This window comes from Streptomyces roseochromogenus subsp. oscitans DS 12.976, assembly GCF_000497445.1.
GTDB classification, from domain to species: domain Bacteria; phylum Actinomycetota; class Actinomycetes; order Streptomycetales; family Streptomycetaceae; genus Streptomyces; species Streptomyces oscitans.
Map to the genome: position 1 here is coordinate 4,400,024 of NZ_CM002285.1, position 25,343 is coordinate 4,425,366.

The 25,343-nt window shown below is 68.9% G+C and carries 22 protein-coding genes and 1 tRNA gene; 10 read left to right on the plus strand and 13 right to left on the minus strand.

Annotation, left to right across the window (positions count from 1 at the left end; translation table 11 throughout):
• Positions 1–198: 198 nt before the first annotated feature.
• From M878_RS68680 to M878_RS68700, 5 genes are all read right to left on the minus strand, one after another.
• Positions 199–645, minus strand: a complete 447-nt coding sequence (locus tag M878_RS68680; protein WP_023547970.1) for a heat shock protein transcriptional repressor HspR — start codon at positions 643–645, stop codon at positions 199–201.
• 3 nt (positions 646–648) lie between these two features.
• The gene (gene dnaJ, locus M878_RS68685) at positions 649–1,818 is read right to left on the minus strand and encodes a molecular chaperone DnaJ (protein ID WP_023547971.1); all 1,170 of its coding nucleotides are present in this window, start codon (positions 1,816–1,818) and stop codon (positions 649–651) included.
• Positions 1,819–1,860: 42 nt separating this feature from the next.
• On the minus strand, positions 1,861–2,532 hold the full coding sequence (gene grpE, locus M878_RS68690; protein WP_023547972.1) for a nucleotide exchange factor GrpE: 672 nt from the start codon (positions 2,530–2,532) through the stop codon (positions 1,861–1,863).
• The gene (dnaK, locus tag M878_RS68695; RefSeq protein WP_023547973.1) at positions 2,529–4,376 is read right to left on the minus strand and encodes a molecular chaperone DnaK; all 1,848 of its coding nucleotides are present in this window, start codon (positions 4,374–4,376) and stop codon (positions 2,529–2,531) included. The genes grpE and dnaK overlap by 4 nt, the downstream gene beginning before the upstream one ends.
• 94 nt (positions 4,377–4,470) lie before the next feature.
• Entirely contained in the window at positions 4,471–5,490 is a 1,020-nt protein-coding gene (locus tag M878_RS68700) for an MraY family glycosyltransferase (protein ID WP_023547974.1), read from the minus strand.
• Between the two features lie 187 nt (positions 5,491–5,677).
• On the opposite strand from M878_RS68700, the gene M878_RS68705 reads away from it, so the two are divergent.
• Positions 5,678–7,945, plus strand: coding sequence for a (Fe-S)-binding protein (locus tag M878_RS68705; RefSeq protein ID WP_023547975.1), 2,268 nt, complete (start codon positions 5,678–5,680; stop codon positions 7,943–7,945).
• A 95-nt stretch (positions 7,946–8,040) separates the two neighbouring features.
• On the opposite strand, the gene M878_RS68710 is transcribed toward M878_RS68705, so the two are convergent.
• The 3 genes from M878_RS68710 to M878_RS68720 form a co-directional block, all read right to left on the minus strand.
• Positions 8,041–10,017 carry a trypsin-like serine peptidase gene (locus M878_RS68710; protein ID WP_023547976.1) on the minus strand — a complete coding sequence of 659 codons (1,977 nt, stop codon included), beginning with the start codon at positions 10,015–10,017 and terminating at the stop codon, positions 8,041–8,043.
• Between the two features lie 416 nt (positions 10,018–10,433).
• Positions 10,434–11,063, minus strand: coding sequence for a DUF4232 domain-containing protein (locus M878_RS68715; protein WP_023547977.1), 630 nt, complete (start codon positions 11,061–11,063; stop codon positions 10,434–10,436).
• A gap of 96 nt (positions 11,064–11,159) precedes the next feature.
• Positions 11,160–11,489, minus strand: coding sequence for an antibiotic biosynthesis monooxygenase family protein (locus M878_RS68720; RefSeq protein ID WP_023547978.1), 330 nt, complete (start codon positions 11,487–11,489; stop codon positions 11,160–11,162).
• Positions 11,490–11,661: 172 nt separating this feature from the next.
• Here M878_RS68720 and M878_RS68725 point away from each other — a divergent pair, with 172 nt between their 5' ends.
• A complete protein-coding gene (locus M878_RS68725; RefSeq protein ID WP_209445541.1) occupies positions 11,662–12,768 on the plus strand; it encodes a Yip1 family protein in 1,107 nt (368 codons plus the stop codon).
• A 98-nt stretch (positions 12,769–12,866) separates the two neighbouring features.
• Here the strand turns inward: M878_RS68725 and M878_RS68730 are convergent, their stop codons facing one another.
• Together M878_RS68730 and dcd are read right to left on the minus strand one after the other, a co-directional pair.
• Positions 12,867–13,373, minus strand: coding sequence for a phosphoribosyltransferase (locus M878_RS68730; protein WP_023547981.1), 507 nt, complete (start codon positions 13,371–13,373; stop codon positions 12,867–12,869).
• 13 nt (positions 13,374–13,386) lie between these two features.
• Entirely contained in the window at positions 13,387–13,962 is a 576-nt protein-coding gene (dcd, locus tag M878_RS68735) for a dCTP deaminase (RefSeq protein ID WP_023547983.1), read from the minus strand.
• A gap of 629 nt (positions 13,963–14,591) precedes the next feature.
• Here dcd and M878_RS68740 point away from each other — a divergent pair.
• The 3 genes from M878_RS68740 to M878_RS68750 all read left to right on the plus strand — a co-directional run bounded on the left by M878_RS68740 (position 14,592) and on the right by M878_RS68750 (position 16,066).
• Positions 14,592–14,662, plus strand: a tRNA-Gly gene (locus M878_RS68740).
• A 374-nt stretch (positions 14,663–15,036) separates the two neighbouring features.
• Positions 15,037–15,495 carry a helix-turn-helix domain-containing protein gene (locus M878_RS68745; RefSeq protein WP_031225267.1) on the plus strand — a complete coding sequence of 153 codons (459 nt, stop codon included), beginning with the start codon at positions 15,037–15,039 and terminating at the stop codon, positions 15,493–15,495.
• Between the two features lie 4 nt (positions 15,496–15,499).
• On the plus strand, positions 15,500–16,066 hold the full coding sequence (locus M878_RS68750; protein WP_023547988.1) for a PIN domain-containing protein: 567 nt from the start codon (positions 15,500–15,502) through the stop codon (positions 16,064–16,066).
• A gap of 1,740 nt (positions 16,067–17,806) precedes the next feature.
• Here the strand turns inward: M878_RS68750 and M878_RS68760 are convergent.
• The 3 genes from M878_RS68760 to M878_RS68770 are packed head-to-tail and all read right to left on the minus strand — an operon-like array spanning position 17,807 to position 19,908.
• Complete coding sequence (locus M878_RS68760; protein WP_023547992.1) at positions 17,807–17,998, minus strand: hypothetical protein; 192 nt, start codon at positions 17,996–17,998, stop codon at positions 17,807–17,809.
• Positions 17,999–18,010: 12 nt separating this feature from the next.
• Complete coding sequence (locus M878_RS68765) at positions 18,011–18,685, minus strand: response regulator (RefSeq protein ID WP_023547994.1); 675 nt, start codon at positions 18,683–18,685, stop codon at positions 18,011–18,013.
• Complete coding sequence (locus M878_RS68770) at positions 18,682–19,908, minus strand: sensor histidine kinase (RefSeq protein ID WP_023547996.1); 1,227 nt, start codon at positions 19,906–19,908, stop codon at positions 18,682–18,684. The genes M878_RS68765 and M878_RS68770 overlap by 4 nt, the downstream gene beginning before the upstream one ends.
• 171 nt (positions 19,909–20,079) lie before the next feature.
• Here M878_RS68770 and M878_RS48230 point away from each other — a divergent pair, with 171 nt between their 5' ends.
• The 5 genes from M878_RS48230 to M878_RS68785 all read left to right on the plus strand — a co-directional run bounded on the left by M878_RS48230 (position 20,080) and on the right by M878_RS68785 (position 25,171).
• Positions 20,080–20,928, plus strand: a complete 849-nt coding sequence (locus M878_RS48230; protein ID WP_023547998.1) for an ABC transporter ATP-binding protein — start codon at positions 20,080–20,082, stop codon at positions 20,926–20,928.
• 18 nt (positions 20,929–20,946) lie between these two features.
• A complete protein-coding gene (locus tag M878_RS68775) occupies positions 20,947–21,687 on the plus strand; it encodes an ABC transporter permease (protein ID WP_023548000.1) in 741 nt (246 codons plus the stop codon).
• A gap of 406 nt (positions 21,688–22,093) precedes the next feature.
• A complete protein-coding gene (locus M878_RS68780) occupies positions 22,094–22,738 on the plus strand; it encodes a hypothetical protein (protein ID WP_023548002.1) in 645 nt (214 codons plus the stop codon).
• Positions 22,735–24,072 carry a copper resistance CopC/CopD family protein gene (locus tag M878_RS48235; protein ID WP_023548003.1) on the plus strand — a complete coding sequence of 446 codons (1,338 nt, stop codon included), beginning with the start codon at positions 22,735–22,737 and terminating at the stop codon, positions 24,070–24,072. Before M878_RS68780 ends, M878_RS48235 begins: the two co-directional genes overlap by 4 nt.
• Before the next feature lie 52 nt (positions 24,073–24,124).
• A complete protein-coding gene (locus M878_RS68785) occupies positions 24,125–25,171 on the plus strand; it encodes a cupredoxin domain-containing protein (RefSeq protein ID WP_023548005.1) in 1,047 nt (348 codons plus the stop codon).
• Positions 25,172–25,343: the final 172 nt, after the last annotated feature.

Genomic DNA, 25,343 nt, shown 5'->3' on the forward strand with positions numbered 1-25,343 from the left:
TTAACGAGATGGCAACATCACCCTCCGCGCAGTGCGTGAAGGCCTAGGAAAATCACGTGAATCCACAGCCAAACGCCCTTTACGGACCCTTCACCGACCCACACCGGCCCCCACCGGACTCGCACACCCGACCGAACGTTATCGGTCACCAGGACTGGCCCTGCGGCACGCCTGTCGTCGTGTTCGTTCCGCCGGTGTTCAGTCCTGCTGTCGCTTCGGCCGCCACACCACCAGCGCGCTGGTCTGCTGGACCTCCTGGTACGGGACCAGGTCGCGGCGGTAGGAGGCGTGGACGGCGGCCTCGCGCTGCTGCATCGCGGCCGCCGCGCCGTCCAGGGCCGCCTCCAGCTCCGCGACGCGGGACTGCAGGGCGGCGACCTGGTTCTCCAGTTCGATGATGCGCTTGATGCCGGCCAGGTTGATGCCCTCGTCCTGCGACAACTGCTGGACGGTGCGCAGCAGTTCGATGTCACGGGCCGAGTAGCGGCGGCCCCGGCCCGCGGTGCGGTCCGGGGAGACCAGGCCCAGGCGGTCGTACTGGCGCAGCGTCTGCGGGTGGAGTCCGGAGAGCTGGGCCGCCACCGAGATGACGTAGACCGGGGTCTCCTCGGTCAGTTCATACGGATTACGTCGACGGCCGTCCATCTCTCAGTCTCCCTTCGCGGCCTCGAACAGCTCCGCCCGCGGATCCTCGCCCGCGGTCGCGTCGCGATACGCCTCGAGTGCGTCACGAGCCTTCCCCGACAGGTCCTTGGGAACACGCACCTCTACGGTGACCAGCAGATCGCCGCGGGTGCCGTCCTTGCGGACCGCACCCTTGCCGCGGGCGCGCATCGTACGGCCGTTGGGTGTGCCCGGGGGCAGCTTCAGAGTGACGGACGGGCCGCCGAGGGTCGGCACCCGCACCTCGCCGCCGAGGGCGGCCTCGGCGAAGGTCACCGGGACGGTCACCGTGAGGTTGTCGCCCTTGCGCCCGAACACCGGGTGCTCGCCGACGTGCACGACCACATACAGGTCGCCCGCCGGGCCGCCCCGCTCGCCGGGCGCGCCCTTGCCGCGCAGCCGGATCCGCTGCCCGTCGGTGACGCCCGCCGGGATGCGGACCTGCATCGTGCGCGAGGACTTCGCGCGGCCGCTGCCCTTGCACTCCGGGCAGGGGTGCTCGGCGATCAGGCCGCGCCCCTTGCAGTCGGGGCAGGGGTCGGTGAGCGAGAAGCCGCCGCCCGAGCCCCGCGCCACCTGGCCGGTGCCGACGCAGGTAGGGCACACGCGCGGCGTGCCGTTCTTGTCACCGGTGCCCGAGCATGCCTTGCAGGGCGCCTGGGAGGACATCCTGAGCGGCACCGTGGCGCCCTCGATGGCCTCCGTGAAGCTCAGCGTGACCTCGGACTCGATGTCCTGGCCGCGCCTCGGCTGGGTCCGCGTGCCGGTGGCGCCGCCGCGGTTGAACAGTCCCCCGAAGACATCACCGATTCCGCCGCCGAAGCCTCCGCCCTGGGTGCTTCCGGTGCCTCCGAAGAGGTCGCCCAGGTCGAAGTTGAAGGAGCCGCCGCCGCCCGGCCCGGGGCGGAAGCCGCCGTTGCCGAACAGGGCGCGCGCGTCGTCGTACTCCTTGCGCTTCTTGGGGTCGCCGAGTATGTCGTTCGCCTCGGAGATCTCCTTGAAGCGCTCCTCGGCCTTGGCGTTGCCCTTGTTGGCGTCCGGGTGGAACTCGCGGGCGAGCTTCCGGTACGCCTTCTTGATCTCGGCCTCGGTGGCGTCCTTGGGGACGCCGAGGACCTTGTAGTAGTCCTTCTCGATGAAGTCCTTGGTGCTCATCCTCGACGTGCCCCCTTTCCGCGGTTCCCCTCAGTGTCGTGGTCAGCCCTCGTCCGGGCCACCGTTCTCCTCGTTGTCGGCGGCACCGGCCTGCTTCGCCTCGGTGGTCTCCTCGGCGCCCTCGGCCTTGACGGTCTGCGCGCCGGGCTGCGGCTCGGCGACGGCCACCCGCGCGGGGCGGATGGTGCGCTCGCCGATGCGATACCCGGGCTGCAGGATGGCCACGCAGGTCGTCTCGGTGACGTCCGGCGCGTAGCTGTGCATCAGGGCCTCGTGGATGGTCGGGTCGAAGGGCTCGCCCTCCTTGCCGAACTGCTGCAGACCCATCTTCGCCGCGACGGTCTCCAGCGACTCGGCCACCGACTTGAAGCCGCCGACCAGTTCGCCGTGTTCCCGTGCGCGGCCGATGTCGTCGAGCACCGGCAGCAGTTCGGTCAGGAGGTTCGCGATGGCGATCTCCTTGACCGCGATCCGGTCGCGCTCGACGCGGCGGCGGTAGTTCTGGTACTCGGCCTGGAGGCGCTGGAGGTCCAGCGTGCGCTCGTTCAGCGCCGTGCGCACCTGGTCCAGCTGGGCCACCAGACCCACGCTTTCGTTTCCGTCCCCGGCCGGGGCCGCCCCCTCCTCGGGGGCGGCCTTCGACTCGGCGTCGTCGGGGGTCGCGCCGGAGGGGACGTCGGGCTTCTCCTCGAAGCCCGGGGTCTCCTCCGTCACGCGGCACCGTCCTTGCGCTCGTCGTCGACGATCTCGGCGTCGACGACGTCGTCGTCAGCGGCCTTGGCGCCGCCCGCGGTGGCACCCTCCGGGCCGCCCGCCTGCGCGGCCTGGGCGTCGGCGTACATGGCCTGGCCCAGCTTCTGCGAGACGGCGGCTACCTTCTCGGTGGCCGTGCGGATCTCGGCGGTGTCCTCGCCCTTGAGCGCGGCCTTCAGCTCCTCGACGGAGGCCTCGACCTCGGTCTTGATCTCGCCGGGGACCTTGTCCTCGTTGTCCTTGAGGAACTTCTCCGTCTGGTAGACGAGCTGCTCGCCCTGGTTGCGGGTCTCGGCGGCCTCGCGGCGGCGGTGGTCCTCCTCCGCGTACTGCTCGGCCTCCTGGCGCATCCGGTCGACCTCGTCCTTCGGGAGCGAGGAGCCGCCGGTGACGGTCATCTTCTGCTCCTTGCCGGTGCCGAGGTCCTTCGCCGTGACGTGCATGATGCCGTTGGCGTCGATGTCGAAGGAGACCTCGATCTGCGGGACGCCACGCGGCGCCGGCGGCAGACCGGTCAGCTCGAACATGCCGAGCTTCTTGTTGTACGCCGCGATCTCGCGCTCGCCCTGGTAGACCTGGATCTGCACGGACGGCTGGTTGTCCTCGGCCGTGGTGAAGATCTCGGAGCGCTTGGTCGGGATCGTGGTGTTGCGCTCGATCAGCTTGGTCATGATGCCGCCCTTGGTCTCGATACCGAGGGACAGCGGGGTGACGTCGAGCAGCAGGACGTCCTTGACCTCGCCCTTGAGGACACCGGCCTGGAGCGAGGCGCCGATGGCGACGACCTCGTCCGGGTTCACACCCTTGTTGGCCTCCTTGCCGCCGGTCAGCTCCTTGACGAGCTCGGCGACGGCGGGCATACGGGTGGAGCCACCGACGAGGACGACGTGGTCGATCTCGTTGATGGAGATGCCGGCGTCCTTGATGACGTTGTGGAACGGCGTCTTGCAGCGCTCCAGCAGGTCGGCCGTCAGCTGCTGGAACTGGGCCCGGGTGAGCTTCTCGTCCAGGTGCAGCGGGCCCTCGGCGGACGCCGTGATGTACGGCAGGTTGATCGTGGTCTCGGTGGACGAGGACAGCTCGATCTTGGCCTTCTCGGCGGCCTCGCGGAGGCGCTGCAGGGCCATCTTGTCCTTGCCGAGGTCCACGCCGTGGCCGGACGCGAACTGCTTGACCAGGTAGTCGACGACGCGCTGGTCCCAGTCGTCACCACCGAGGTGGTTGTCACCGTTGGTGGCCTTCACCTCGACGACGCCGTCGCCGATCTCCAGCAGGGACACGTCGAAGGTGCCGCCACCGAGGTCGAAGACGAGGATCGTCTGGTCGTCCTTGTCGAGGCCGTAGGCCAGCGCGGCGGCGGTCGGCTCGTTGACGATACGCAGGACGTTCAGACCGGCGATCTCACCGGCCTCCTTCGTAGCCTGGCGCTCGGAGTCGTTGAAGTAGGCCGGGACGGTGATGACCGCGTCCGTGACCTTCTCGCCCAGGTAGGCCTCGGCGTCCCGCTTCAGCTTCTGCAGGATGAACGCGGAGATCTGCTGCGGGTTGAAGTCCTTGCCGTCGAGCTGGATCTTCCAGTCGGTGCCCATGTGGCGCTTCACCGAGCGGATGGTCCGGTCCACGTTCGTGACCGCCTGGCGCTTGGCGACCTCGCCGACGAGCACCTCGCCGTTCTTGGCGAAGGCGACGACGGACGGCGTGGTCCTGGCACCCTCGGCGTTGGTGATGACGGTGGGCTCGCCGCCCTCCAGAACGCTGACGACGGAGTTAGTCGTGCCCAGGTCGATGCCGACCGCACGTGCCATGGTTGATTCCTCCAGCTGACTTGAGTGGAACGGACTCAAGCATGCATGACTCTCCCCGCCGGGTCAACAGACCTGAGTCGGTCCGGCTCAAGTCTTATCCGTTCCTTACACGCAACTGGCTGCTGACCTGCGTCGATACCGTCCTCTGGGACGACTGGACAGGAATCCCAAGGAGTACGACCACCACCAGCAGCGCCCCTCCGGCCACCCAGAGCACGGCCCCCTCTCCCGTCCACCCGGTGTGCACGAGCACCCCCACGAGCACCGCCGAGAAGGAGCTGGCACCCAGCAGCACGACCGAGCCCGGCGGAGTGAGCCCGAGCCGCCGCAGCCGGTGCGCGAGATGGTCGGGGCCGCGCCGCAGCAGCGGACGCCGGGCCAGCACCCGGGCCAGGACCACGAGAAGGGCGTCGGCGAGGGCCACCGCGCCGAGGCAGCACATCACCGCCGCGCTCGACCCGAGGTCGTACCCCGCGCGCGTGAAGACCAGGGAGGACGACAGCAGGAACCCGGTGAACAGCGAGCCGCAGTTGCCGAGCCCGATCCGCGCGGGATGCCAGTTGTGCATCAGGAAGCCCGTGAGGGCGGCGGCGAACACGCTCAGCAGGACGGCGAGCCCGTCCATGATCTCGGCGGCGGCACAGGCCCCCACCCCGAAGGCGGTGACGACCCCGACGGTACCGGCCAGCCCGTCCGCGTGGTCGAGCCCCTTGAAGGCCAGCGAGGCCGCGACGATCCATGCCACGCCCAGCATCCCGCCCAGCACCCCCGTCTCCTCGTACGGCACCACACAGAGCGCCGCCACGGCCGTAGCGGCGACGAGCACGCGCGGGCGGAGCCGCCAGACATCGGCGACCAGGCCCAGCGCGGCGACCGAAGCGGCGGCGACGACCAGTTCGCAGACGCCCTCCCCGAGCGGGGCGACCCCGGTCCACTGCCCGACCCCGGCGACGAGACAGGTGACGACCACCACGGCGAGCCCGCCGAGCAGCGGCAGCCGCCGGTGCAGACGCCGGTCGACGATGCCCGCCCGCAGCGCGGGCACCCTGAGCAGCGCCGCGAGGAGGGCGGCGAGAAGGAGGGCTGCGGTGGCGGCGGCGATCCCGTAGAGCACAGCCCTAAGGTAGGGGCGAATGTAGCAATTCGGTACGAATAACACGATCCGATGACCCGTGGGATGATGCGCATCACCCCGCGCTCGGCTGCATCCCGACGGAAGATGGGGGTAGTCTCAGACGGACTGAATAAGTTACCGCTTAGTAATGTCGCTCGGTTAATTCGAGGCCGCCCCAGGAGCCCCAATGCAACTCGCCGCGATCATTGTGTCGCTGGTCCTGATCGTGGTCGGCGTGGCACTGTTCGGCCGCGCCCTCCTGCAGATCTTCAACTTCATGCGGCTCGGTCAGCCGGTACCGGCCGGGACGCGGACCGACGACCCCGCACAGCGCACCGTCACCGTGGTCAGGGAGTTCCTCGGCCATACCCGGATGAACCGCTGGGGCATCGTCGGGGTGGCGCACTGGTTCGTGGCGGTGGGCTTCTTCTCCCTGCTGCTGACGATCGTCAACGCGATCGGGCAGCTGTTCCAGGCGGACTGGATCCTGCCGGTCATCGGTGACTGGGCACCGTACAACGTCTTCGTCGAGTTCCTCGGCACGATGACGACGCTCGGCATCCTGACCCTCATCGTCATCCGGCAGCTGAGCAAGCCGAACAAGCCGGGCCGCAAGTCCCGCTTCGCCGGCTCCAACTTCGGCCAGGCGTACTTCGTCGAGGCCGTCATCCTCATCGTGGGCATCTGCATCTTCATGCTGCACGCCCTGGAGGGCGCCCAGCACCACGTGGACGGCTACGAGGCCTCGTTCTTCATCTCGTACCCGGTCGTCGCGTGGCTGAAGGGCATGAGCGTCTCCACGCTCCAGAACCTCACCTACGGCTTCGCCGGGCTGAAGATCGCGACCTCCTTCATCTGGATGATCACGGTCGCCCTGAAGACCGACATGGGTGTGGCCTGGCACCGCTTCCTCGCCTTCCCGAACATCTGGTTCAAGCGCAACGCCACCGGTGAGACCTCCCTCGGCGCGCTGCTGCCGATGACCTCCGGCGGCAAGCCGATCGACTTCACCGACCCCGGCGAGGACGACGTCTTCGGTGTCTCCCAGGTCGAGCAGTTCTCCTGGAAGGGCCTGCTGGACTTCTCCACCTGCACCGAGTGCGGCCGCTGCCAGTCGCAGTGCCCCGCCTGGAACACCGGCAAGCCGCTCTCCCCGAAGCTCCTGATCATGTCCCTGCGGGACAACGCCCACGCCAAGGCGCCGTATCTGCTGGCCGGCGGCGGCAAGACCATGGAGGGCGAGGAGAAGGCCTCCGAGGAGCAGCTGGCCGGCGTCCCCGCCGCCGCTCTCGCCGAGGCCGAGCGCCCGCTGATCGGCACCGCCGAGGAGAACGGCGTCATCGACCCGGACGTCCTGTGGTCCTGCACCACCTGCGGCGCCTGCGTCGAGCAGTGCCCCGTCGACATCGAGCACATCGACCACATCGTCGACATGCGCCGCTACCAGGTCATGATCGAGTCCGCGTTCCCGTCCGAGGCGGGCACGATGCTCAAGAACCTGGAGAAGAAGGGCAACCCCTGGGGCCTGGCGAAGAAGCAGCGCCTGGAGTGGACCAAGGAGGTCGACTTCGAGATCCCGGTCGTCGGCAAGGACATCGAGGACCTCTCCGAGGTCGACTACCTGTACTGGGTCGGCTGCGCGGGCGCGCTGGAAGACCGGGCCAAGAAGACGACGAAGGCCTTCGCGGAACTCCTCCACATCGCGGGCGTCAAGTTCGCGATCATGGGCGGCGACGAGAAGTGCACCGGCGACTCCGCCCGCCGCCTCGGCAACGAGCCCCTGTTCCAGGAGCTCGGCATGGAGAACGTCGCGGCCCTGAACATGGCTTTCGGCGAGGATGACGACGACGAGTCGACCAAGAAGCCGAAGTCGGCGAAGAAGATCGTCGCGACCTGCCCCCACTGCCTGAACACCCTGGGCAACGAGTACCCGCAACTCGGCGGCGACTACGAGGTCATCCACCACACCCAGCTGCTCCAGCACCTGGTCGACGAGGGCAAGCTCATCCCCGTCACCCCGGTCGAGGGCATCATCACCTACCACGACCCCTGCTACCTGGGCCGCCACAACAAGATCTACACGCCCCCGCGCGAGATCATCGCCAAGGTCCCGGGCCTCAGGAACGAGGAGATGCACCGCCACAAGGAGCGCGGCTTCTGCTGCGGCGCCGGCGGCGCCCGGATGTGGATGGAGGAGCGGATCGGCAAGCGCATCAACAACGAGCGTGTCGATGAGGCGTTGAGCCTGAACCCGGACATCGTCTCCACCGCCTGCCCGTTCTGCCTGGTCATGCTCACGGACTCCGTGAACGGCAAGAAGAACGAGGGCAAGGCGAAGGAGTCCGTCCAGGTCGTGGACGTGGCTCAGCTGCTCCTCGACTCGGTGAAGACCCCGGTCGACCCGGCGGGCGAGGCCGAGCCGGAGACCGCCCCGGAGCCCGAGCCGGTGAAGTAACAGCGGCTCTACGACGTACGGCGCCCCCTGCTTCGCACAGGCAGGGGGCGCCGTCGTTGCCGGTAGAGGGGTCAGTAGAGGGGTCAGTAGAGGGGTCAGGCGCGGGGAACCAGGTTCTGTTCCGTGCCGAGGTGGTCCTCCCCGGTGTCGACGTACATCGTCGTCTCACCGTCGGACCCGCGGACGACCAGGTCGTCGGTGCGGTGGTTGGCCGTGAAGTTACCGGTGGCCATCACCGTGTTGTGGATCCACAGCTCGTTGTGGTCCTGGATACGTGACTCGGTGCCGAGGGCGGAGGCCGTGGTGCCGACGTAGTTGTCGAGTTCACCGTCCGACCACTGCACCATCAGGTCCCACTTCTGGTTGCCGGAGAACTCACCACTGGTCAGCAGGTTGGCGTGGGTCCAGGTGTCGTTGTGGTCCTTGAGCCTGTGCTCCTGTCCGAAGCTGCCCGCGCTCACATTGGTGTACAGCGTCAGCTCACCGTCGGACCAGCGCACCATCAGGTCCGTGACGTAATTCGAGGAGTTGAAACGGCCCGCGGCGATCTGCGCGGCGTGCTGCCACGTCGAGTTCTGGCCGATCATCCGGGTGCCGGCCCAGTTGAGGCCCTTGGTGCCGACGTCGCCGTAGAGCGTGACCTCGCCGTCGGACCAGCGCACCATGAGATCGAACTGGTTCGATCCGGTGAAGTCGCCCGCGGTGATGGTCTCGGCGTGGGTCCAGGTGGAGTTGGCGGCCACCAACTGGCGCTCGGTGATGAAGTGGCCGTTGCCGTCGCTGGTGTAGAGGGTGACCTCGCCGTCGGTCCAGACCACGATCAGGTCGCTGTGGCCGGCACCGTTGAAGTCGCCGGCGGCCATCAGCTTGGCGTGCTCCCAGGTGGAGCCGCTGCCCATGGAGTACGGCAGGGACGGCTGGTGGTACGAGCCGTGGTCGGTGTGCAGGCCCTGCTGGGCGTCGTCGTAGTCCTGGAAGAACCGGTCGCCGTGCATCGGGCTGTAGGTGATCCGGTTGTACAGGGGGTTGTCGGGCTTCACATCGGGGCCGCCTCGCAAGAAGCCGCCCACATTGCCGATGATCTCGCCGGTGTCACCCGAGGGGTCGAACCTGGAGAACCACGGTCCGCCGGAGACCCCGCCCCACATGCCGCCGCAGTCGATCTGCATCTGGTTGTAGGCCGGCAGCGGAGTCGTCCACACATTCGCGCAGCGGAACGCGCGGTCCTGCGGATTGTGCCCCACCATCGGGTAGCCGACGACGGTCACCTGGTTGACGAACCCCGGTGTACGGGCGAGGGTGTTGGCGCCCACGACGTCCTGGACGTTCCGGCCGCCGTTCTCCTTCAGGCTCGCGAAGGCGAAGTCCAGATCGGAGTTGGCGCTTCTGTCCGCGGCGTACTGCGAGTCGCGGAACCACTCCTTGACCGGCCACACGCCGAACTGCTGCTCGCTCGCCGTCTTGGCGGAGTCGTACATGGGGACGAACGCGGCGTTGTCACCGAGACAGTGACCCGCGGTGAGGATGAGGTTGTGCCCTCCGCTCTGCACCACGCTCGCCGTGCAGGAGTGGGCCTTCATGCCCTTGTCCGTGTGGAAGAGGGTGCCGACGGACTTGATGCCCTTGAAGTGGTCACCGTCGACGGCGGCCGCACCCGACCGCTTCTTGCGCGGTGCCGTCCAGCCCTTCGGCTGGCCGACCCGGCCCGAGGGGTCGGTGGCGGAGGCCATGCGCTCGGGCGTCCAGAACCGCATGGCGTCCTGAACTGTCCAGTCGGCGTTGGCGGTTCCCTTGCCGGTACCGGTACCGGTACCGGTGCTGGTGCTGTTGCCGTTGCCGGTGTCCTTGGCCTTGCTCTTGCCCTTGGCGGACAGCGACGGCGTGCTGGACGTCGAAAGCTGCGGCGTGGGGGCGGTCTTGCCGATGGGTGCCGGCTTGGCTGCCGCGGACCCGGTGGGCGTCGGGGTCGGGGCCGGTGTGGCGGCCTGTGCTGTTGCCGCATGGCCCAGCAGCAGTGCGCTGCACAGTGTGGCGGCAGCGGTGAAACGTATTCGTCTGGTGAGCAAGTGCATTGACTCCGGATCAGGCATGCCGAGCGGCCAGGTCGGGCCGGCTTGCGGGCATGCGCGAGAATGAAGGCCGTCGCGCAGTGCGAGGCGCAACTGCGTCATACCGCACAGAGTTGTCAGTCGTGCGAGACTCGTTCTGGGGCCTGAAGCGGGGCTGGAGTGGGACCGAAGACGGTCAAGTCCCCAACGGCAACTGGGTGTCCCTGGGGGGCGATTGCCCACCCTGGGCAGGCGCGGCCACCTCGAACGAGCTGGTCCACATCACAGCGCACCCCCCGATGCGTTCCCCCGTACCGCCGAGAGGCGGCATCGACTCGACCGTGGTCAGCGGCCGTTGCCCTCATGATCGCACGGTTCGTCGCGAGGTGTACATCTTGTAAAGGGGTGCACACCCCACCTCCATGAGCCGCTCCGGCGCCCTACCGCGACCGAGGTGAGCCCAGATGGATGGTGATGCCGCACACCTGCGCACGCACGTGTCGGCCATGCACGTCGCTCATCTCCACGAAGGTGCCGTAGTCGCCGCTCGCGGGGTGCGGTACCCGCACATCGATACGGGGGTCGTCGTCGGCCGGAATGAAGCAGCTCCCGCGGGGAGAGGCGGAGGTCTCGTAGAAGAGCGGGAATTCGACCTCGTGGCCGTGGTTCAGCACCAGCCGGATCGGCGTGGTGGTCTTCGGCTCCGACGAGACCGACGGCCCCTTGCCCACGTAGACGTTGAGATCCGGGTTGCCGTCGAGGGCGCAGGGAGTGGTGCCGGGGTTGGTAGCGCTCAGCATGGCCGCCGGTGCTTTGTCCGACGTGCCGGCGAGACGGGTCAGCTTCCAGCGCAGCTGCTCGGTCCGGCAGGCGGCCGCTCGTGAGGCGCCTGCCGGCGCCGACGGAGATGCCGGCGTCTGTGACGGTTCGGTGGTCGTCGGTGGCGCCGTCGTCCGTGACGGCCCGGTTGTCGGCTGTGCGGCGACGTGGTCGCTGCCGCCACCACAGCCCGCGACAGCCAGAGCCACCACCAGACTGATCGCCGAGACCGCCGCAGTCCGCCGTGTCATGCGAACATCCCCCTGGTGAGGTCACTCCTGCGGGGGCCGGGCGCCTCCGCTCCTGCCTCCCGGACAGGGAGATGCGAACGCCCCCGAGCAGGTTGCCTACGCGTTCTTGGGCTCGGCCTGCTGGACGACCTCGAAGGACCACAGGGTCGAACCCGTGGCGGCGGGCTTCGGCTTCTCGCCGCCCTCCTCGCCACCGCCCTGGTGTGCCGCCTTCATGGGGCCCTCAAGCCAGGCCTGGAAGGACTCCTCGTCGCGCCAGCGCGTGTAGACGAGGTAGTTGTCGGTGCCGTCGACGGGGCGGAGAAGTTCGAACCACTCGAAGCCGTCGGAGCTCTCCACGGCGTGGGCCCGGTGCGCGAACCGCTTCTCCAGCGTCTCCCGCTGCTCGGCCGGGACGGTCAGTACATTGATCTTGACTACGCTCATGACCCCATCCTGCCGCAAGGGTGATCAGGAGCGCGTCAGTGACCTGGTGGTGGTGCGGGGAGCCCGGTGATGGTGCGGGGAAAGGGAAACCCCCCGGCAATCCCGGTAATCCCCAGCAATCCCCAGCCGTCCCCGGCAATCCCCGGAGGTTCCCCTGACGGTCCCTTAGGGGATGTCACAGGTCGGCCGCAAAGCCGGGCCCGGACGCCCGGGCCCCGCACGTCACTCTCCGGGACCAGGTACGTTCGATGACGTGGCTGGATTCAGGATCGGACGTGGGGGCCGGGACAACCGCACCCCCCAAGGACAGCAGGCGCCGCAGGGACCGTCGTACGGCCGACGCGGACCGCAGCGGGGGCAGCCCGCGGGACCGTCGTACGGGCAGCCCGCGGGGCCCTCGCACGGCTACCCGCAGGCGCCGCAGCGGCCGTACCCGCAGCAGTCGTACCCGCACCGGGGGCAGCAGCCGTCGTACCCCCAGCAAGGGCAGCCGTATCCCCAGCAGGGACAGCCGTACGGCCGGTCCGGGCAGTCGTACGGCTATCCGGGCCCGGCCGAGGACGGACCTGAGTACTTCGGCGACGACGGCGGCCACCCGGCCGGCGCCCCGGGGCAGGACCCGTACGCGGCCAACAACCCGGGCCACACCCAGGCGTTCTCGATCGACGAGGCCGCCGGCTACACCCAGGGCTCGACCTACCAGGCCGGTTCGACCGCCGCGCCCGCGGCCCCGCTGGGCCCACCGCTGCACTGGAAGGAACTGCTGAAGGGGATCATCTTCTCCCCGAACCAGACCTTCCTGCGTATGCGGGACTACACGATGTGGGCCCCTGCGCTCATCACCACCTTCCTCTACGGCCTGCTGGCCGTCTTCGGCTTCGACGGCGCCCGCAAGGACGCGATCGGCGCCACACTCTCCAACGCGGTGCCGATCGTGCTGATCACGACGGCCGTGATGGTGCTCGGCCTGTTCATCCTGGGCGTGGTCACGCACACCCTGGCCCGTCAGCTCGGCGGCGACGGCGCCTGGCAGCCGACGGTCGGCCTGTCCATGCTGATCACGGCGCTCACCGACGCACCCCGCCTGCTGGTGGCCATGTTCGCCGGGGGCAACGCCACCTTCGTCCAGCTGCTCGGCTGGGCCACCTGGATCGGCGCGGGCGCCCTGCTGACCCTCATGGTCTCCCGCTCCCACGACCTGCCCTGGCCGAAGGCGCTGGGCGCGTCCGCGATCCAGCTCATCGCGCTGCTGTCGATAGTGAAGCTGGGTACGTTCTAGCTCTTCCGGGCATACGAGCCTTTCCGGGCATACGAGAGGGCCCCCGGCGCTGCAGCCGGGGGCCCTCTCACATGCCCGGTGGAACCACTCGCCGCGGCTCAGGCGTCCAGCACCTGCCCGGCCCGCTTCACGACGGGCGGCTCGACGCTCCACGGGAAGTTGATCCAGTCGTCGGTCCGCTTCCAGACGTACTCGCACTTCACGAGGGAGTGGGACTTCTCATAGATCACCGCGGAGCGCACCTCGGCGACAGTGTCGAGACAGAAGTCGCGCACGAGCTTCAGCGTCTTGCCGGTGTCGGCGACGTCGTCGGTGATCAGCACCTTCTTGTCGGAGAAGTCGATCACGTTGGGGACGGGCGCGAGCATGACCGGCATTTCCAGGGTGGTCCCCACCCCGGTGTAGAACTCCACGTTCACCAGGTGGATGTTCTTGCAGTCGAGGGCGTACGCGAGCCCACCCGCGACGAACACGCCACCCCGGGCGATGCTGAGCACGATGTCGGGTTCGTACCCGTCGTCGGCGATGGTCTGCGCCAGCTCGCGGATGGCGGCGCCGAACGCCTCGTAGGTCAGGTTCTCCCGCACGCCCTGCGTGTCACTCATGCCGCTGTCGCCCTCATACCTGGGTCCGATGGAAATTGACGAAGGACCGCGAGGCGGTCGGCCCGCGCTGCCCCTGGTAGCGGGAGCCGTAGCGCTCACTGCCGTAGGGGAACTCGGCGGGCGAGGACAGCCGGAACATGCACAGCTGGCCGATCTTCATCCCCGGCCAGAGCTTGATCGGGAGCGTGGCGAGATTGGACAGCTCAAGGGTGACATGCCCGCTGAAGCCGGGGTCGATGAACCCGGCGGTGGAGTGGGTGACCAGCCCCAGCCGCCCCAGCGAGGACTTCCCCTCCAGCCGCGAGGCAAGATCGTCGGGCAGCGTGATGACCTCGTACGTCGAGGCCAGCACGAACTCCCCGGGGTGCAGAATGAACGGCTCGTCGCCGTCCGGCTCGACCAGCCGGGTCAGATCGGGCTGCTCGACCGAGGGGTCGATGTGCGGGTACCGGTGGTTCTCGAACACCCGGAAATACCGGTCCAGCCGTACGTCGATGCTCGACGGCTGCACCATGGTTTCGTCATAGGGATCGATCCGTACCCGCCCGGCGTCGATCTCGGCCCGGATGTCCTTGTCTGAGAGAAGCACGTAGCGAGGATACGCAAGGCGCGCGGAGCCGTGACAATCGTGACGACCCCGCGCTCCTGTGTAACCGGCTGCCTGCCGGTGTTACGGCCGCTTGCCCGCGCAAGCCTGCTTGCGTCTGTTACCGGTGTGACCGGTGTGACCGCTGCTGCCTGTCGCCGTCTGCTGCCCGTCTCTGTCCGCTACGGCTCCCGCCCGCTAGCGCTTCTCCAGGGCGACCGGCACCACACTGCGGAGCCGGGCACACCGGGGACACCTCATGAGCCGACCGGGGCCGAGCCGACCGGCCTGCTGCATCGGGAACGAAGCGGTGCTGAAGACGTGCCCGTCCGCACAGCGGACGACGGTGCGTTCCATCAAGTCCCTTAAGTCCCTTCCCCAAGAGCCTCGTCGGGCCTACCCGCGCCCTGACGATAAAAGCCACATTACGGGATTAAAGAGAGGACTCTCCAGGCGGCACTCCGGCCCCACCCGACCCCTCCGCCAGGCCTCCACGGTACGCCCCAACTCACCCTGCCCGCAGCCGGATCCCACCCCTGAAACAGACTCAGACCCCAGGGTCCGGGCACCAGGGGTCTGCGATGATGTACAGTGAGCAACAAGGACTCCGCGAGGATCATGTCCGTACTTACGCGGGTGTAGTTTAATGGTAGAACATCAGCTTCCCAAGCTGAGAGCGCGAGTTCGATTCTCGTCACCCGCTCTTCTTGAAGCCCCAGGTCAGCAGCCTGGGGCTTACTTGTTGTCCAGACCTTTTTTCGACCTCCGCACCCTCCACGCACCTTGAGATAGGGCACGCGGAGAGCACGGGGACCCTCGGCGCATTGGCCGCCGCCCGCTCTCTCTTCTCAACTGCGCAGCCTGGCATGCACCTTGGCGCACGAGGCCCTGGCCGGACACGAGCCAAAGCCATCAGCCCGCCGTTCCCTTGACAAGGGGCGGGAGATTCGGAGCACGCGGGCGCGACCAGCTGCCGGACCGCCATCATGTTTCATTTGTTGCGTTTACTTCGCTTGTTTCGAATAATGGGCATTACGCAGATTCGACGCCCGCCTCCCACACCGACAGGGGCGCACCATGACCAAGACAGACATCCGGCCCGTGAAGCTGCCCCCAGAGAAGGCTGCGGCCGCAGCTCTCGCGCTCTCGCGGGTCCGCAGCTACCTGGCGGCACACCAGGACCTCGCCGAGATCACCGTGACGGTCGAGGACGGCGAGCGCGAGCCCCTCGCCCTGCCCCGCGAGGCTGTGGAACTGCTCGCCGGCATGCTGGCCCACCTGGGGGCCGGCCGCGCCGTCTCCGTCGTACCGTCCGACGCCGAGCTCACCACACAGCAAGCGGCAGACATGCTCAACGTGTCACGGCCATTCCTGATCGGACTGCTCGAAGCCGGAGAAATCGAGTACCGAACCGTCGGCACACACCGGCGGATCACCGCGTCGTCGCTCCTTCAGTACAAGCGCAAGGACGACCAGCGGCGCCGCGAAGCCGCCGACGAGCTGACCCAGCTCGGCCAGGAAATGGGAATGATCTAAGCCCATGGCCTTCGTCGCCGTCTACGACGCCAACGTCCTCTATCCCAGCACCCTGCGCGACATCCTCATCCGAATCGCACAGGGCGGCCTCGTCCAAGCCAAGTGGACCGATCAGATCCTCGACGAGACGTTCCGCAACATCCTCAAAGACCGCTCGGACATCCCGCCCGAGAGGCTCGACCGCTTGCGCACGCTGATGAACGGCGCGGTCCGGGACTGCCTGGTCAAGGGATACGAGCCGCTGATCGATGCCGAGGAACTGCCAGACGCGGACGACCGGCATGTCCTAGCCGCGGCAGTCCGAGCCAAGGCACAGATCATCGTCACCTTCAACCTGAAGGACTTCCCTGCCGATGCCCTGGCCCGCTGGGACGTCGAAGCTGTGCACCCGGACGCCTTCCTGGAAGCACAGATCGACCTGGCCCCACAGGTCGTCTACGGCGCTGTGCAGAGGATCGCGGATAGCTGGCGAAAGCCTCCAGGCACAGTGGACGACGTAATCACGAGGCTGGAACGGCAGGGCCTGGTCGCCTCAGCGGCAGCCTTACGAACGCTTGCCATCACGCCCTGACTGCCGTTCCCAAGTACACAACGGGCGGTGGCGTGCACACCCCGCTGCGTTCGTCAGCCGACGCACGGGCAGGCCCACGGTACGGACGCGGCACCACGCTACTGGCAAGCACATGGGGCTCGGCTTCACCTACATCGTCATCCACTCAGGAACGACAATCACGGGGAATCGCGGCGCCTGGTTCACCCTCCCCTGCCGGGAGCACCTGTACCCCATCGGAGGGCACTGGGAAGGCGTCACCCGATTCGGGGTCCCACAGTGTCACCTCACCACCGACCACGCCGAACGTGCCGTACACCCGCTTGGGGTCCAATCGATGCCCGTAGAGCGGCAGTTCGGCCAGGGGGCCGATCGGAGTGACACAGACTGGTTGAGGCGGCGATCGGGAGAAGCAGGCGCAGCGTACGGTGGCAGAACAGGGGCCCCACGTAGCCCCAGCAGGCCAGTAAGACCAGCGTCAGCGCCGCCGAGATCCCCAACACGTACACCGAGGCCAGGAACTGCCACACCTCCGCAACGTCCATCTCCTCCGCGCGGACATGGAACGCGGCACCGTAGAACGTGAAGAGCACAGGGCTGAGCCCGCCGAGTGCCGGAACAACCACCGGCAACAGAGCGACAAACACCGCTACCAGAAACGGTCTCCGGCTACCCGCGCGGGCCAGGCGTCGGATACCGCCCGTGACGAACACCGCGCCTGCCAGGAGGAGGTGCAGGTGTAGAGCAGCAGTGGGACCGCTAATCCAGGTCACCCAAGCCGTGACCGTAAAGAGCGCTCCACTGGTCGCCAGCGCCACCAACCATGCGTGACTGCGACGGCGCCGGTGGACCGCCACTTCCTCGTCCCGCAGGGCGTCACCCCCGTCCCCGGCTGCCGTGCGACGGCCGTCCGACGTGAGCGGGCTGGCACGGCGCCGACGGACGATACGGCGTCGGCGGACGAACGGAAGCATGATGGCCGCGCACCACCAAGTCAGCAGCGCCCACGCCACCAGCGCAGGCAGAGCCAGCCACCAAGGCCCAGAAGCAGCCGGGATGCCGAGCACCCCCGCAGCCCAACTCAGCGCTGTCGCCCTCACAGCCCACCGGTGGCTTTCGCCCACCCTGGTCCGGCGCATTCCGTCGTGTGCCCGCACCCGACGCGGAAACGGGGGACGCACTCGACCCTCACCAGCGTGCCGCTCGGCCTCCTCCAACGAGCCGAAGAGCACTGTCCCGGTGTCACGCAACCCCACGCGCCGCTCCAGATTGAACAACCACCGTAGCCAGCAATTGGCGTGCGTTCTGGGCGGTGCACAGACGAACCAGTGTGGTTCCTGGCGACGCTGCCTCCGGCGCATCCGCGCGCTCACGGGCCGCAGATCAAGCTCGGCACCGTCCGCGAGGTCCTCGACCTCCTGGACCGCCCCTCTGCTTGCACGGTCCCCTCCCTTCAACGGGAGTCGATCTTCCCTGGCTGTCAGGGACTTCAACACTGATGGGCGGAAGTGACGCTGACCCAGCACTGTCGTAGCGCGGCTCCCTCACGAGCCGGTGTGTGCACTCGCGACGCGGCATCTGATCCAGGCAGGAGAGCGAGTCGAGCCTGGCACTTCAGCCATAGCGCGCACCCAACACGCCGCCGGTCCACGACGCCGTGCCCATAGCGTGCCCGGAAGGGCGGACAACCACGGTCAGCAGCGGGGCGAACCGACCCTCATGACCTCGCCGAGGAGACACTGTCTGCCCAGGTCAGAGACCTTATAGTCCGCCTGCAGACCAGCTGTTCGCAGCAGAGCAGCAGACTGCCTGGGCGACCGGTTCGACAGGCAGCCGGGGCAGGGTCCACTTCAGCTCGGCGTCGTTGATCTTCGGGTGGGTGACCTCGACCAGGACGGCCGCGGAGGTGATGACCGGCAGGTGGGTGTCACGGGCGGCCGTCAGCCACTGCACCGGGGAGTCGCACTACAGCGACTCGGCCAGGCCGCTGCGGTGGGCGAAGACGACGAGCTGGGCGCGGTCGCGGGCGCCGACCTTGACCATGGCGCGGTTGACGTGGGTCTTGACGGTGGCGGGGCTGAGGATGAGCTGCGCGGCGATCTCGTCGTTGGACAGCCCGGTCGCCACGAGCGTGGTGATCTGCCGTTCCCGCTCGGTGAGCGCCTCCAGACCGCGGCGGGCCGTTTCGTCCGGGGGCCGTGGCATGGCCGGGGTGGCGAGGAAGCGGCTGATGAGGGTTCTGGTCGCGGTGGGGGAGAGCAGTGCGTCGCCGCGGCTGACCGTACGGATGGCTTGGAGCAGTTCTTCCGCGTCGGCGCTCTTGCCCAGGAAGCCGCTGGCTCCGGCGCGCAGTGCCTCGAAGACGTACTCGTCGATCTCGAAGGTGGTCAAGATCAGGACCTTCACCCCGGCGAGGTCCTGGTCCCCGGTGATCAGGCGGGTCGCGGCGAGGCCGTCGAGGACGGGCATGCGGATGTCCATAAGGACCAGGTCTGCCTTGGCGGCCTTGGCCAGGCGCACCGCCTCGCGCCCGTCGCCGGCCTCGCCGACCACCTCCAGGTCCGGCGCCGGCTCGATCAGGGCCTTGAAACCGGTGCGCACCACGGGCTGGTCGTCGGCGATGACTACACGAATGGTCACGGGGCGGGCTCCGGGGCGAGGTCGAGGGGCTGGTAGGGCAGCTCCGCGGTCACCTGGAACGTACCGTCCGGGCATGGGCCCGCGGTGAAACGGCCGCCGAGAGCTAGGACCCTCTCGCGCATGCCGACGATGCCGTGCCGGCCACCCGGGAGGTACCCACCACCGGGTTCGCGCGTGTCCGCCACTGTGCTCCCGGCCGCGAGGTCGTCGACGGTGATGCGCAGTTCGTGGCGGTCGTAGCTCAGCGTCAGGCGTGCCTGCCGCCGGCTGGAGTGCTTGTAGACGTTGGTCAGTGACTCCTGGATCACGCGGTACGCGGTGAGGTCGGCCGCCGGTGCCAGAGCGATGGCGGTGCCTTCGATGCGGCAGTCGATGTCCAAGCCGGAGGCGCGCAGTGAAGCAAGCAGCTCGTCGAGGCCGTCCAGGCCGGGTGCGGGGATCGCGGTGGGGGCGACGGGGTCTCCCGGCTGTCGCAGCAGGCTGACGGTGTCGCGTAGCTCCCCGAGGGCCTTGCGGCTGGCGGACTTCACGTGGGCGATGGCCTCGCCGGCCGCTGCGGCGTCGCGGTCGAGCGCCTGCCCGGCGACGTTGGACTGCACGCTGATCAGGGCGAGCTGGTGTCCGACGCAGTCGTGCAGGTCGCGGGCGATACGCAGCCGCTCCTCGGCGATCCGGCGTCGCGTGTCCTGCTCGCGTTCGCGTTCGGCGCGCTCGGCGCGCTGCTCGACCTCGGCGAGGTAGGCGCGGCGGTTGCGGGAGGAGTCGCCGGCCGCGATCGCCAGCCCGCCGAGTGCGATGAACGCCAGGTTCTGCGGTCCCAGCAGTGCCGGCTTGTGCACCGCGTGGATGAGCGCGAGCGCGGCCACCGCGCCGCCGCCGAGAAGCAGCCCAGGGCGGCGTTCGACCAGATCGGCGACGGTGTACAGGGCAATCAGCGGGGCGAGCAGGACCAGCACCCCGCCAGTGCCACCGCTCTCCGCGAGGAACACCTCCGCGGCTACGGCGCTGACCGCCAGGGTCGCCAGTGGGCGACGGCGTCGTCCGGCCAGCACCCCGCAGGCGAGCGCGGCGGCGAGCGCCACGGTGCGGTTGCCTCTGGCGGTGCCGGAATGCCCGGCGAAGGCGGTCAGCACGGTGGCGGCGAAAACGGCCAGGGCGATCGCCACGTCCGCCAGATGTGCATGACGGCGGGCGGCGCGACGCAGGTGGCCGAAGGCGTTCATGCCTTCACGATAGGCAGGCACGCCCGTACTGCCGTCGGCCGTGCGCGGCAGCACGGAATACCGCGGTCGCGGTACAGGGCCGCGTGGGGACCGCGTGCGCAGTAGCCGCGGTTGCCGTACCAGGGCGACGACATACGGCGGGCGCGTCGGGAGGGTGATGACGGCGTCCGGGTGCCGGGCGCCGTCAGCCAATTCCTTGACGCCACCGAAACGGAGAACCCCGATGCACCCGACCCATGTGCCGATGCCACGCCGGAGGACACGATGAATGGCGGCATCACGATTGACGGCCTGACCAAGAGGTACGGCGCCGTGACCGCGGTCGACCGGCTCACCTTTGACGTGGAGCCCGGGGTGGTGACCGGCTTCCTCGGCCCGAACGGGGCCGGCAAGACCACTACTCTGCGCATGCTCCTGGGCTTGGTGACGCCCACCGCGGGCCGGGCCCTGATCGACGGCCGCGACTACGCCGAGCTGCGCGAGCCGAGGCGGGTTGTCGGTGCAGTGCTGGAGGCAACCGGGTTCCACCCCGGTCGGCGCGGCCGCGATCACCTGCGGATCCTCGCCCAGGCCGGGGGCATCCCGGGCTCGCGGGTGGAGGAGGTGCTGGACCGGGTCGCTCTGGCCGATGCAGCGCACCGGCGGGTGGGCGGTTATTCGCTCGGTATGCGCCAGCGGCTGGGCCTGGCCTCCGCCCTGCTCGGCGACCCGAAGGTGCTCATCCTCGACGAACCCGCCAACGGGCTTGATCCGGCGGGCATGGCCGACCTGCGGGACCTGCTGCGGGAGCTGGCCGGCGAAGGCCGCACGATCCTGATGTCCAGCCACGTGCTGAGCGAGGTGTCGCAGACCGTGAACCGCGTGGTCATCGTCGCTGGCGGCACCGTGCGCTACGCGGGCCCCTTGAGCGAGCTGACCGCAGCGAAGGGGGAGACGCTCGAATCCGCGTTCCTCCGACTCACGTCGAGCCCCGACAACGACCCCGCGACCGGCACCACGACGGCACCGGCCCGCAGCTGAACGCGAGGAACGAACGACATGCACACCCTGATCCGCACCGAGGTGCTGAAACTACGCACCGTCCGCAGCCCATGGCTGCTCCTGGCCGCATCCCCTCTGCTGGTGATCGCCGGTGTCAGCGGTCTGGTCGTCTCCAGCAAGAAGACACTCGATACGGCCGCGCAGAGCAGCGCGCTCGCGCACGTGGGACTGACCTCGATCCTCACGCTGGTCTTCGGGATCCTCGCGGTCGCCGGAGAGTACCGGCACAAGACAATCACCGACACCTATCTGAGCACTCCCGCACGCGGCCGCGTCATCGGCGCGAAGCTCCTGGTCCACGCGGTCTTCGCAGCCGCATCCGGCGTGCTGAGCAGCCTCGTCGGCCTCGGCATCGCCGCCGCCTGGTGGGCGGACAAGGGCGTCTCCTTCACGTGGACCGACTCGCAGATGTGGGCCACGATCGGCGGTGGCATCGCCTGGAACGCGGCGTTCGCCGCCATCGGCGTGGGAGTCGGCGCCCTCATCCGCAGCCTCGTCGGCGCGATCGCCGTCGCCCTGGCGTGGGTCGCCCTGGTCGAAGGCATCGTCGGTCAGCTGATCGGCAACCTCGCCCGCTGGCTGCCGTTCAACGCCGGCCAGGCGCTCGGCGCCGGAGCCAAGGCCATGACGACCGGGGACCTGCTGCCACGCTGGGGCGGCGGCGCCGTCCTCGCCGTCTACACGCTCGTCTTCGCGGCTCTTGCCGTCACCACGAGCATGCGCCGCGACGTGTCCTGACCCCGCCGCACAGATGCCGCTCGGTCCTGTGCAAGCGAATACCAGACGTGCACCAGCCGTCCGCCAGGAAGACTGACCGACATTCCGCGCTGCTTCGTTTCCGTCCGTGCGGCGGAAGAATACAGAGATCATTATCGGGCCCATGAGGAAAGTCGACGCCAGCGGCATATGCATACGCGGAGATTCGATGGAGAAGGAAATGCCGAGCACGTTCGAATTTACCAAGCCTTCATTTCCTTCACGAAATGAAATGCACGGATTGGGGCAGGGAGGCCCGTTCTCACAGCCGGGTGTGGAGTGAATGTGAGGCAATGAAACGAGCGATTAACTGACGTGTAGCGGTCCGGAAGCCTCGTCTCGGTGCACTCCTGGGCACTGCCTTTCACGCACAGCGTCAGGAGGGGTCATGTCCTTGTTCGCCAGGGCGTCCTGGCCGGGAGACCACCGCGACGAGATCGTGGCCGGCGTACTGGTCACGGCGGTGATCGTCGTACTCGGGTACGCCTCGGGCATCGGTACGCCGGCGTCGACGGCCCTCGGCACCGCCGCGGCGCCGACCCAGCCGGCTCCGTCCGCGTCCGCCGGTCCGGCGCAGGGCACGGCCTCCGGGAATTCCGGCGGCGATATGGGCGACGGCATGGGGGCCGATTCGCCGGGGGATTCCTGGGCGGGAGGCACCGGTGCCGGAATTCCCGTCGTCAGCGGGACGTCATCCGGCGGCGGGAACGGCAGTCCCGGCACGGACGGCGGAGACGGTGGTTCCGTGCCGATGCCCGGCCCGTCCGGTTCGCCCGCACCGAATCCGTCTTCCAGTTCCCTCCCGTCGCCGTCACCGTCGAGTGGTTGCCGGGAGAGTGAGGTGCACCTGGTGCAGCCGCTGCTGAGTGGCACGCTCGCCTCGGTGACCGGCCTGCTGAACGGGCTTCTCACGCCGGACTCCTCCGGAGGTACGGCATCCCCGGCTCCCGCTCCGGCCGCTACATCGCCGTGTGTCGGTGTCGCCTCGTCGCCGTCGGTTCCGCCGGGGGTGCTTCCGGAGGTGCTTCCGTGAGACGCCACGTCCCCTCCCTGACCACCGCCGTCCTCGGCTCCCTCCTCGCCCTGCTGCTGTGCGCGCCCGCCGCCTCCGCCCATACGGAGCTGGAGTCCTCCGCCCCCAAGGACGGCACCCGGCTCGTCCATACGCCGGCCACGGTACGGCTGACCTTCAGCGAACCCGTCGACCTGCCCGACGTCCACATCACCTCGGACGGCGAACGACTGGCGGTGTCCAGATCCGGTCACGGTGATGGCGACGGCGGAGACAGGGCGGTGGACGTCGCCGTCCCGGAGATGACCGGCCGAAGCCGGCTCCTCCTGACTTGGCAGGTGCGCGATATGGAGGACGGTCATCCGACCTCCGGCGCGCTCTCCTTCCCCCTCACCGCGACAGCGAAGGACACCTCCGGATCCGACACCGCCTCGGCGCCCATGCCTTCCGACGGCGTGCGCACGGTGTGGGCGGCAGTCCGCTGGGCCGGATACCTCGCCCTCGCTCTGTACGTCGGCGGCCTCGCCTTCCTCGCACTCCTGTGGCCGCAGGGCGCCGGGGACCGCCGTACCCGCCGTATCCTCACGCTCGCCTGGGCAGGCGGCCTCGCGACAGGCGTGGTCGCACCGGGACTGCAGGGCGCATACGGCACGATGGGCTCGCTCGGCGATGCCTTCCGGCTCGGCACCTACCGCGATCTGCTGGGCACCGAGGCCGGCATCGTGGCCGCCTGCCGGGTGCTGATGTGGGTGCTCGCCGCCGTCGTGCTGGCCGCGCTCCTGCAGGCCGGTGAGCGAGCCGCCCGCTCACCGGGCTGGCGGGTCGGCGCCCTCGCGGTCGCACTCGGACTGCTGCGCACGACCGGCATGGCCGGTCACAACGGCGAGGGCACGCACCCTGGTTGGGGCGCGGCGGCCGACCTGGTGCATCTGCTCGGCGTGAGTGTGTGGCTGGGCGGGCTGACACTACTACTTCTCGGGGTGCTGCCCAGGCGCCGCCCGGAGGAGCTGTCGGCCGCCGTGTCCGGCTACTCCACCCTGGCCTCCGTCTCCGTCGCGGCGATCGCGGTGGCCGGAGCGGTACTGGCCTGGCAGATCGTCGGCTCGTTCGGTGCCCTGTTCCACACCGGCTACGGCCGTCTGCTGCTGCTCAAACTCGCCGTCCTGGCCGCGGTGTTGCTGATCGCCCAAGGCAGCCGGAGCTGGGTGCGCACCCGGCTCGACATCGCCGTACTGCTGCGCGGTGACCGCGCCACCGTACGGCCCTTCGTCTACTCGGTCGCGGCCGAGACGGGGCTCGTCCTCGTCGTACTCGCCGCCACGAGTCTGCTGGTCACGTCGGCTCCCGGCCGCTGACCGGCCCCTTCCTGCCCCACCCCTGTCACCGGACGAGGAGAGACGCACGAACATGCGTACCGACGACACGACCGCACCCCCGCCGCGCCACCCGCACTCCCGGGTGGGCAACCGGGTACTGCTGGCCACCGGCGTAAGCGCCGGTCTCGCGGCCGTTGCCTGCCTGGGCCTGCTTCAGGCGTCCAGCGGAGCCGCCGTCACGGCCGCCGCCGCGCCGGCCGCCGAGGCCCACTCCATGACCCAGGCCCGGCCGGCCGCGGCCCAGGCCAAGGCTGCCGACCACACCATCGAGATCAAGGACTACAAGTTCGCCCAGCCGACCCTGACCGTGAAGGTCGGCGAGACCGTGAAGTGGGTCAACGAGGACACCGCTCCGCACACGGTCACCACCACCAGCGGCCCGGCGAAGTTCGACTCCGGCACCCTGAACAAGGGCGACAGTTGGTCGTACACCTTCACCAAGACGGGCACGTACAAGTACTACTGCGCCGTCCACCCCGACATGACCGCGTCGATCACTGTCGTCGCCGCGGACGGCGGCGGCAGCGGGGGCGGTACGGGCGGGTCGACCGGCGGTTCCGGCGGAGGATCGACAGGCGGCTCGGGGTCCGGCGGGTCGACCGGAGGCTCCGCGGGTGGCTCCACCGGCGGCAGCACCGGCGGCTCGGGCTCCGGCGGCTCCACGGGCGGGCACAGCGGCGGCTCGACCGGCGGCAGCGGCTCCGGCGGCACGAGCGGCGGCGAGCAGTGCCACAGCGTCCAGCAGGTCCTCCTGCCGATCCTCCAACACATCGACAAGGCTCACCTGGAGGAGTCCCCCGGCCAGCAGGTCCAGGACGCGCTGAAGCTCGACAGCTACCTGAAGATGCACACCGCCTGGCTGGAGTCGGTCCTCACCCCGGCTGTCGACGGCGGCGGAGCCGTCGCCGACGACACGCTCACCGTCATCCTCCAACACGTCAACTCCGCGCACCTGGAGGAGCCGCTGGGCCAGCAGATCGCAGACATCCTCAACCCCGACCAGTACGTCAAGACGCACACCGTCTGGGCCGAGCACCTGCTCGCGCCCACCGAGGACTACCTCACCAACTCCTGCTGACGCCAGGGCGGTCAGACGTGACGGGCCGGCCGAGTCACAGTCGGCCGGCCCGCCACTACCGCCATTGTCCCTGTCGCCGTCAGGTGCCCGCCACGAGCCCGAGGTACCGCCATGACCACCGACTTCCCGCCCACGCAACAGCTTCCAGCACACCCGTCGCCCACGGCGGTCC

Excerpts from the sequence above, each read along its gene's own strand:
- M878_RS68745 (WP_031225267.1), top strand. The coding sequence starts at position 15,037 with ATGACCAAGACAGACATCCGGCCCGTGAAGCTGCCCCCAGAGAAGGCT.
- M878_RS68725 (WP_209445541.1), top strand. The coding sequence starts at position 11,662 with ATGTCACAGGTCGGCCGCAAAGCCGGGCCCGGACGCCCGGGCCCCGCA.
- dnaJ (WP_023547971.1), bottom strand. The coding sequence starts at position 1,818 with ATGAGCACCAAGGACTTCATCGAGAAGGACTACTACAAGGTCCTCGGC.
- M878_RS68730 (WP_023547981.1), bottom strand. The coding sequence starts at position 13,373 with ATGAGTGACACGCAGGGCGTGCGGGAGAACCTGACCTACGAGGCGTTC.
- M878_RS68750 (WP_023547988.1), top strand. The coding sequence starts at position 15,500 with ATGGCCTTCGTCGCCGTCTACGACGCCAACGTCCTCTATCCCAGCACC.
- M878_RS68785 (WP_023548005.1), top strand. The coding sequence starts at position 24,125 with ATGCGTACCGACGACACGACCGCACCCCCGCCGCGCCACCCGCACTCC.
- dnaK (WP_023547973.1), bottom strand. The coding sequence starts at position 4,376 with ATGGCACGTGCGGTCGGCATCGACCTGGGCACGACTAACTCCGTCGTC.
- M878_RS68680 (WP_023547970.1), bottom strand. The coding sequence starts at position 645 with ATGGACGGCCGTCGACGTAATCCGTATGAACTGACCGAGGAGACCCCG.
- M878_RS68720 (WP_023547978.1), bottom strand. The coding sequence starts at position 11,489 with ATGAGCGTAGTCAAGATCAATGTACTGACCGTCCCGGCCGAGCAGCGG.
- M878_RS68710 (WP_023547976.1), bottom strand. The coding sequence starts at position 10,017 with ATGCACTTGCTCACCAGACGAATACGTTTCACCGCTGCCGCCACACTG.
- M878_RS68780 (WP_023548002.1), top strand. The coding sequence starts at position 22,094 with ATGTCCTTGTTCGCCAGGGCGTCCTGGCCGGGAGACCACCGCGACGAG.
- M878_RS68775 (WP_023548000.1), top strand. The coding sequence starts at position 20,947 with ATGCACACCCTGATCCGCACCGAGGTGCTGAAACTACGCACCGTCCGC.
- M878_RS68705 (WP_023547975.1), top strand. The coding sequence starts at position 5,678 with ATGCAACTCGCCGCGATCATTGTGTCGCTGGTCCTGATCGTGGTCGGC.
- M878_RS68715 (WP_023547977.1), bottom strand. The coding sequence starts at position 11,063 with ATGACACGGCGGACTGCGGCGGTCTCGGCGATCAGTCTGGTGGTGGCT.
- M878_RS68770 (WP_023547996.1), bottom strand. The coding sequence starts at position 19,908 with ATGAACGCCTTCGGCCACCTGCGTCGCGCCGCCCGCCGTCATGCACAT.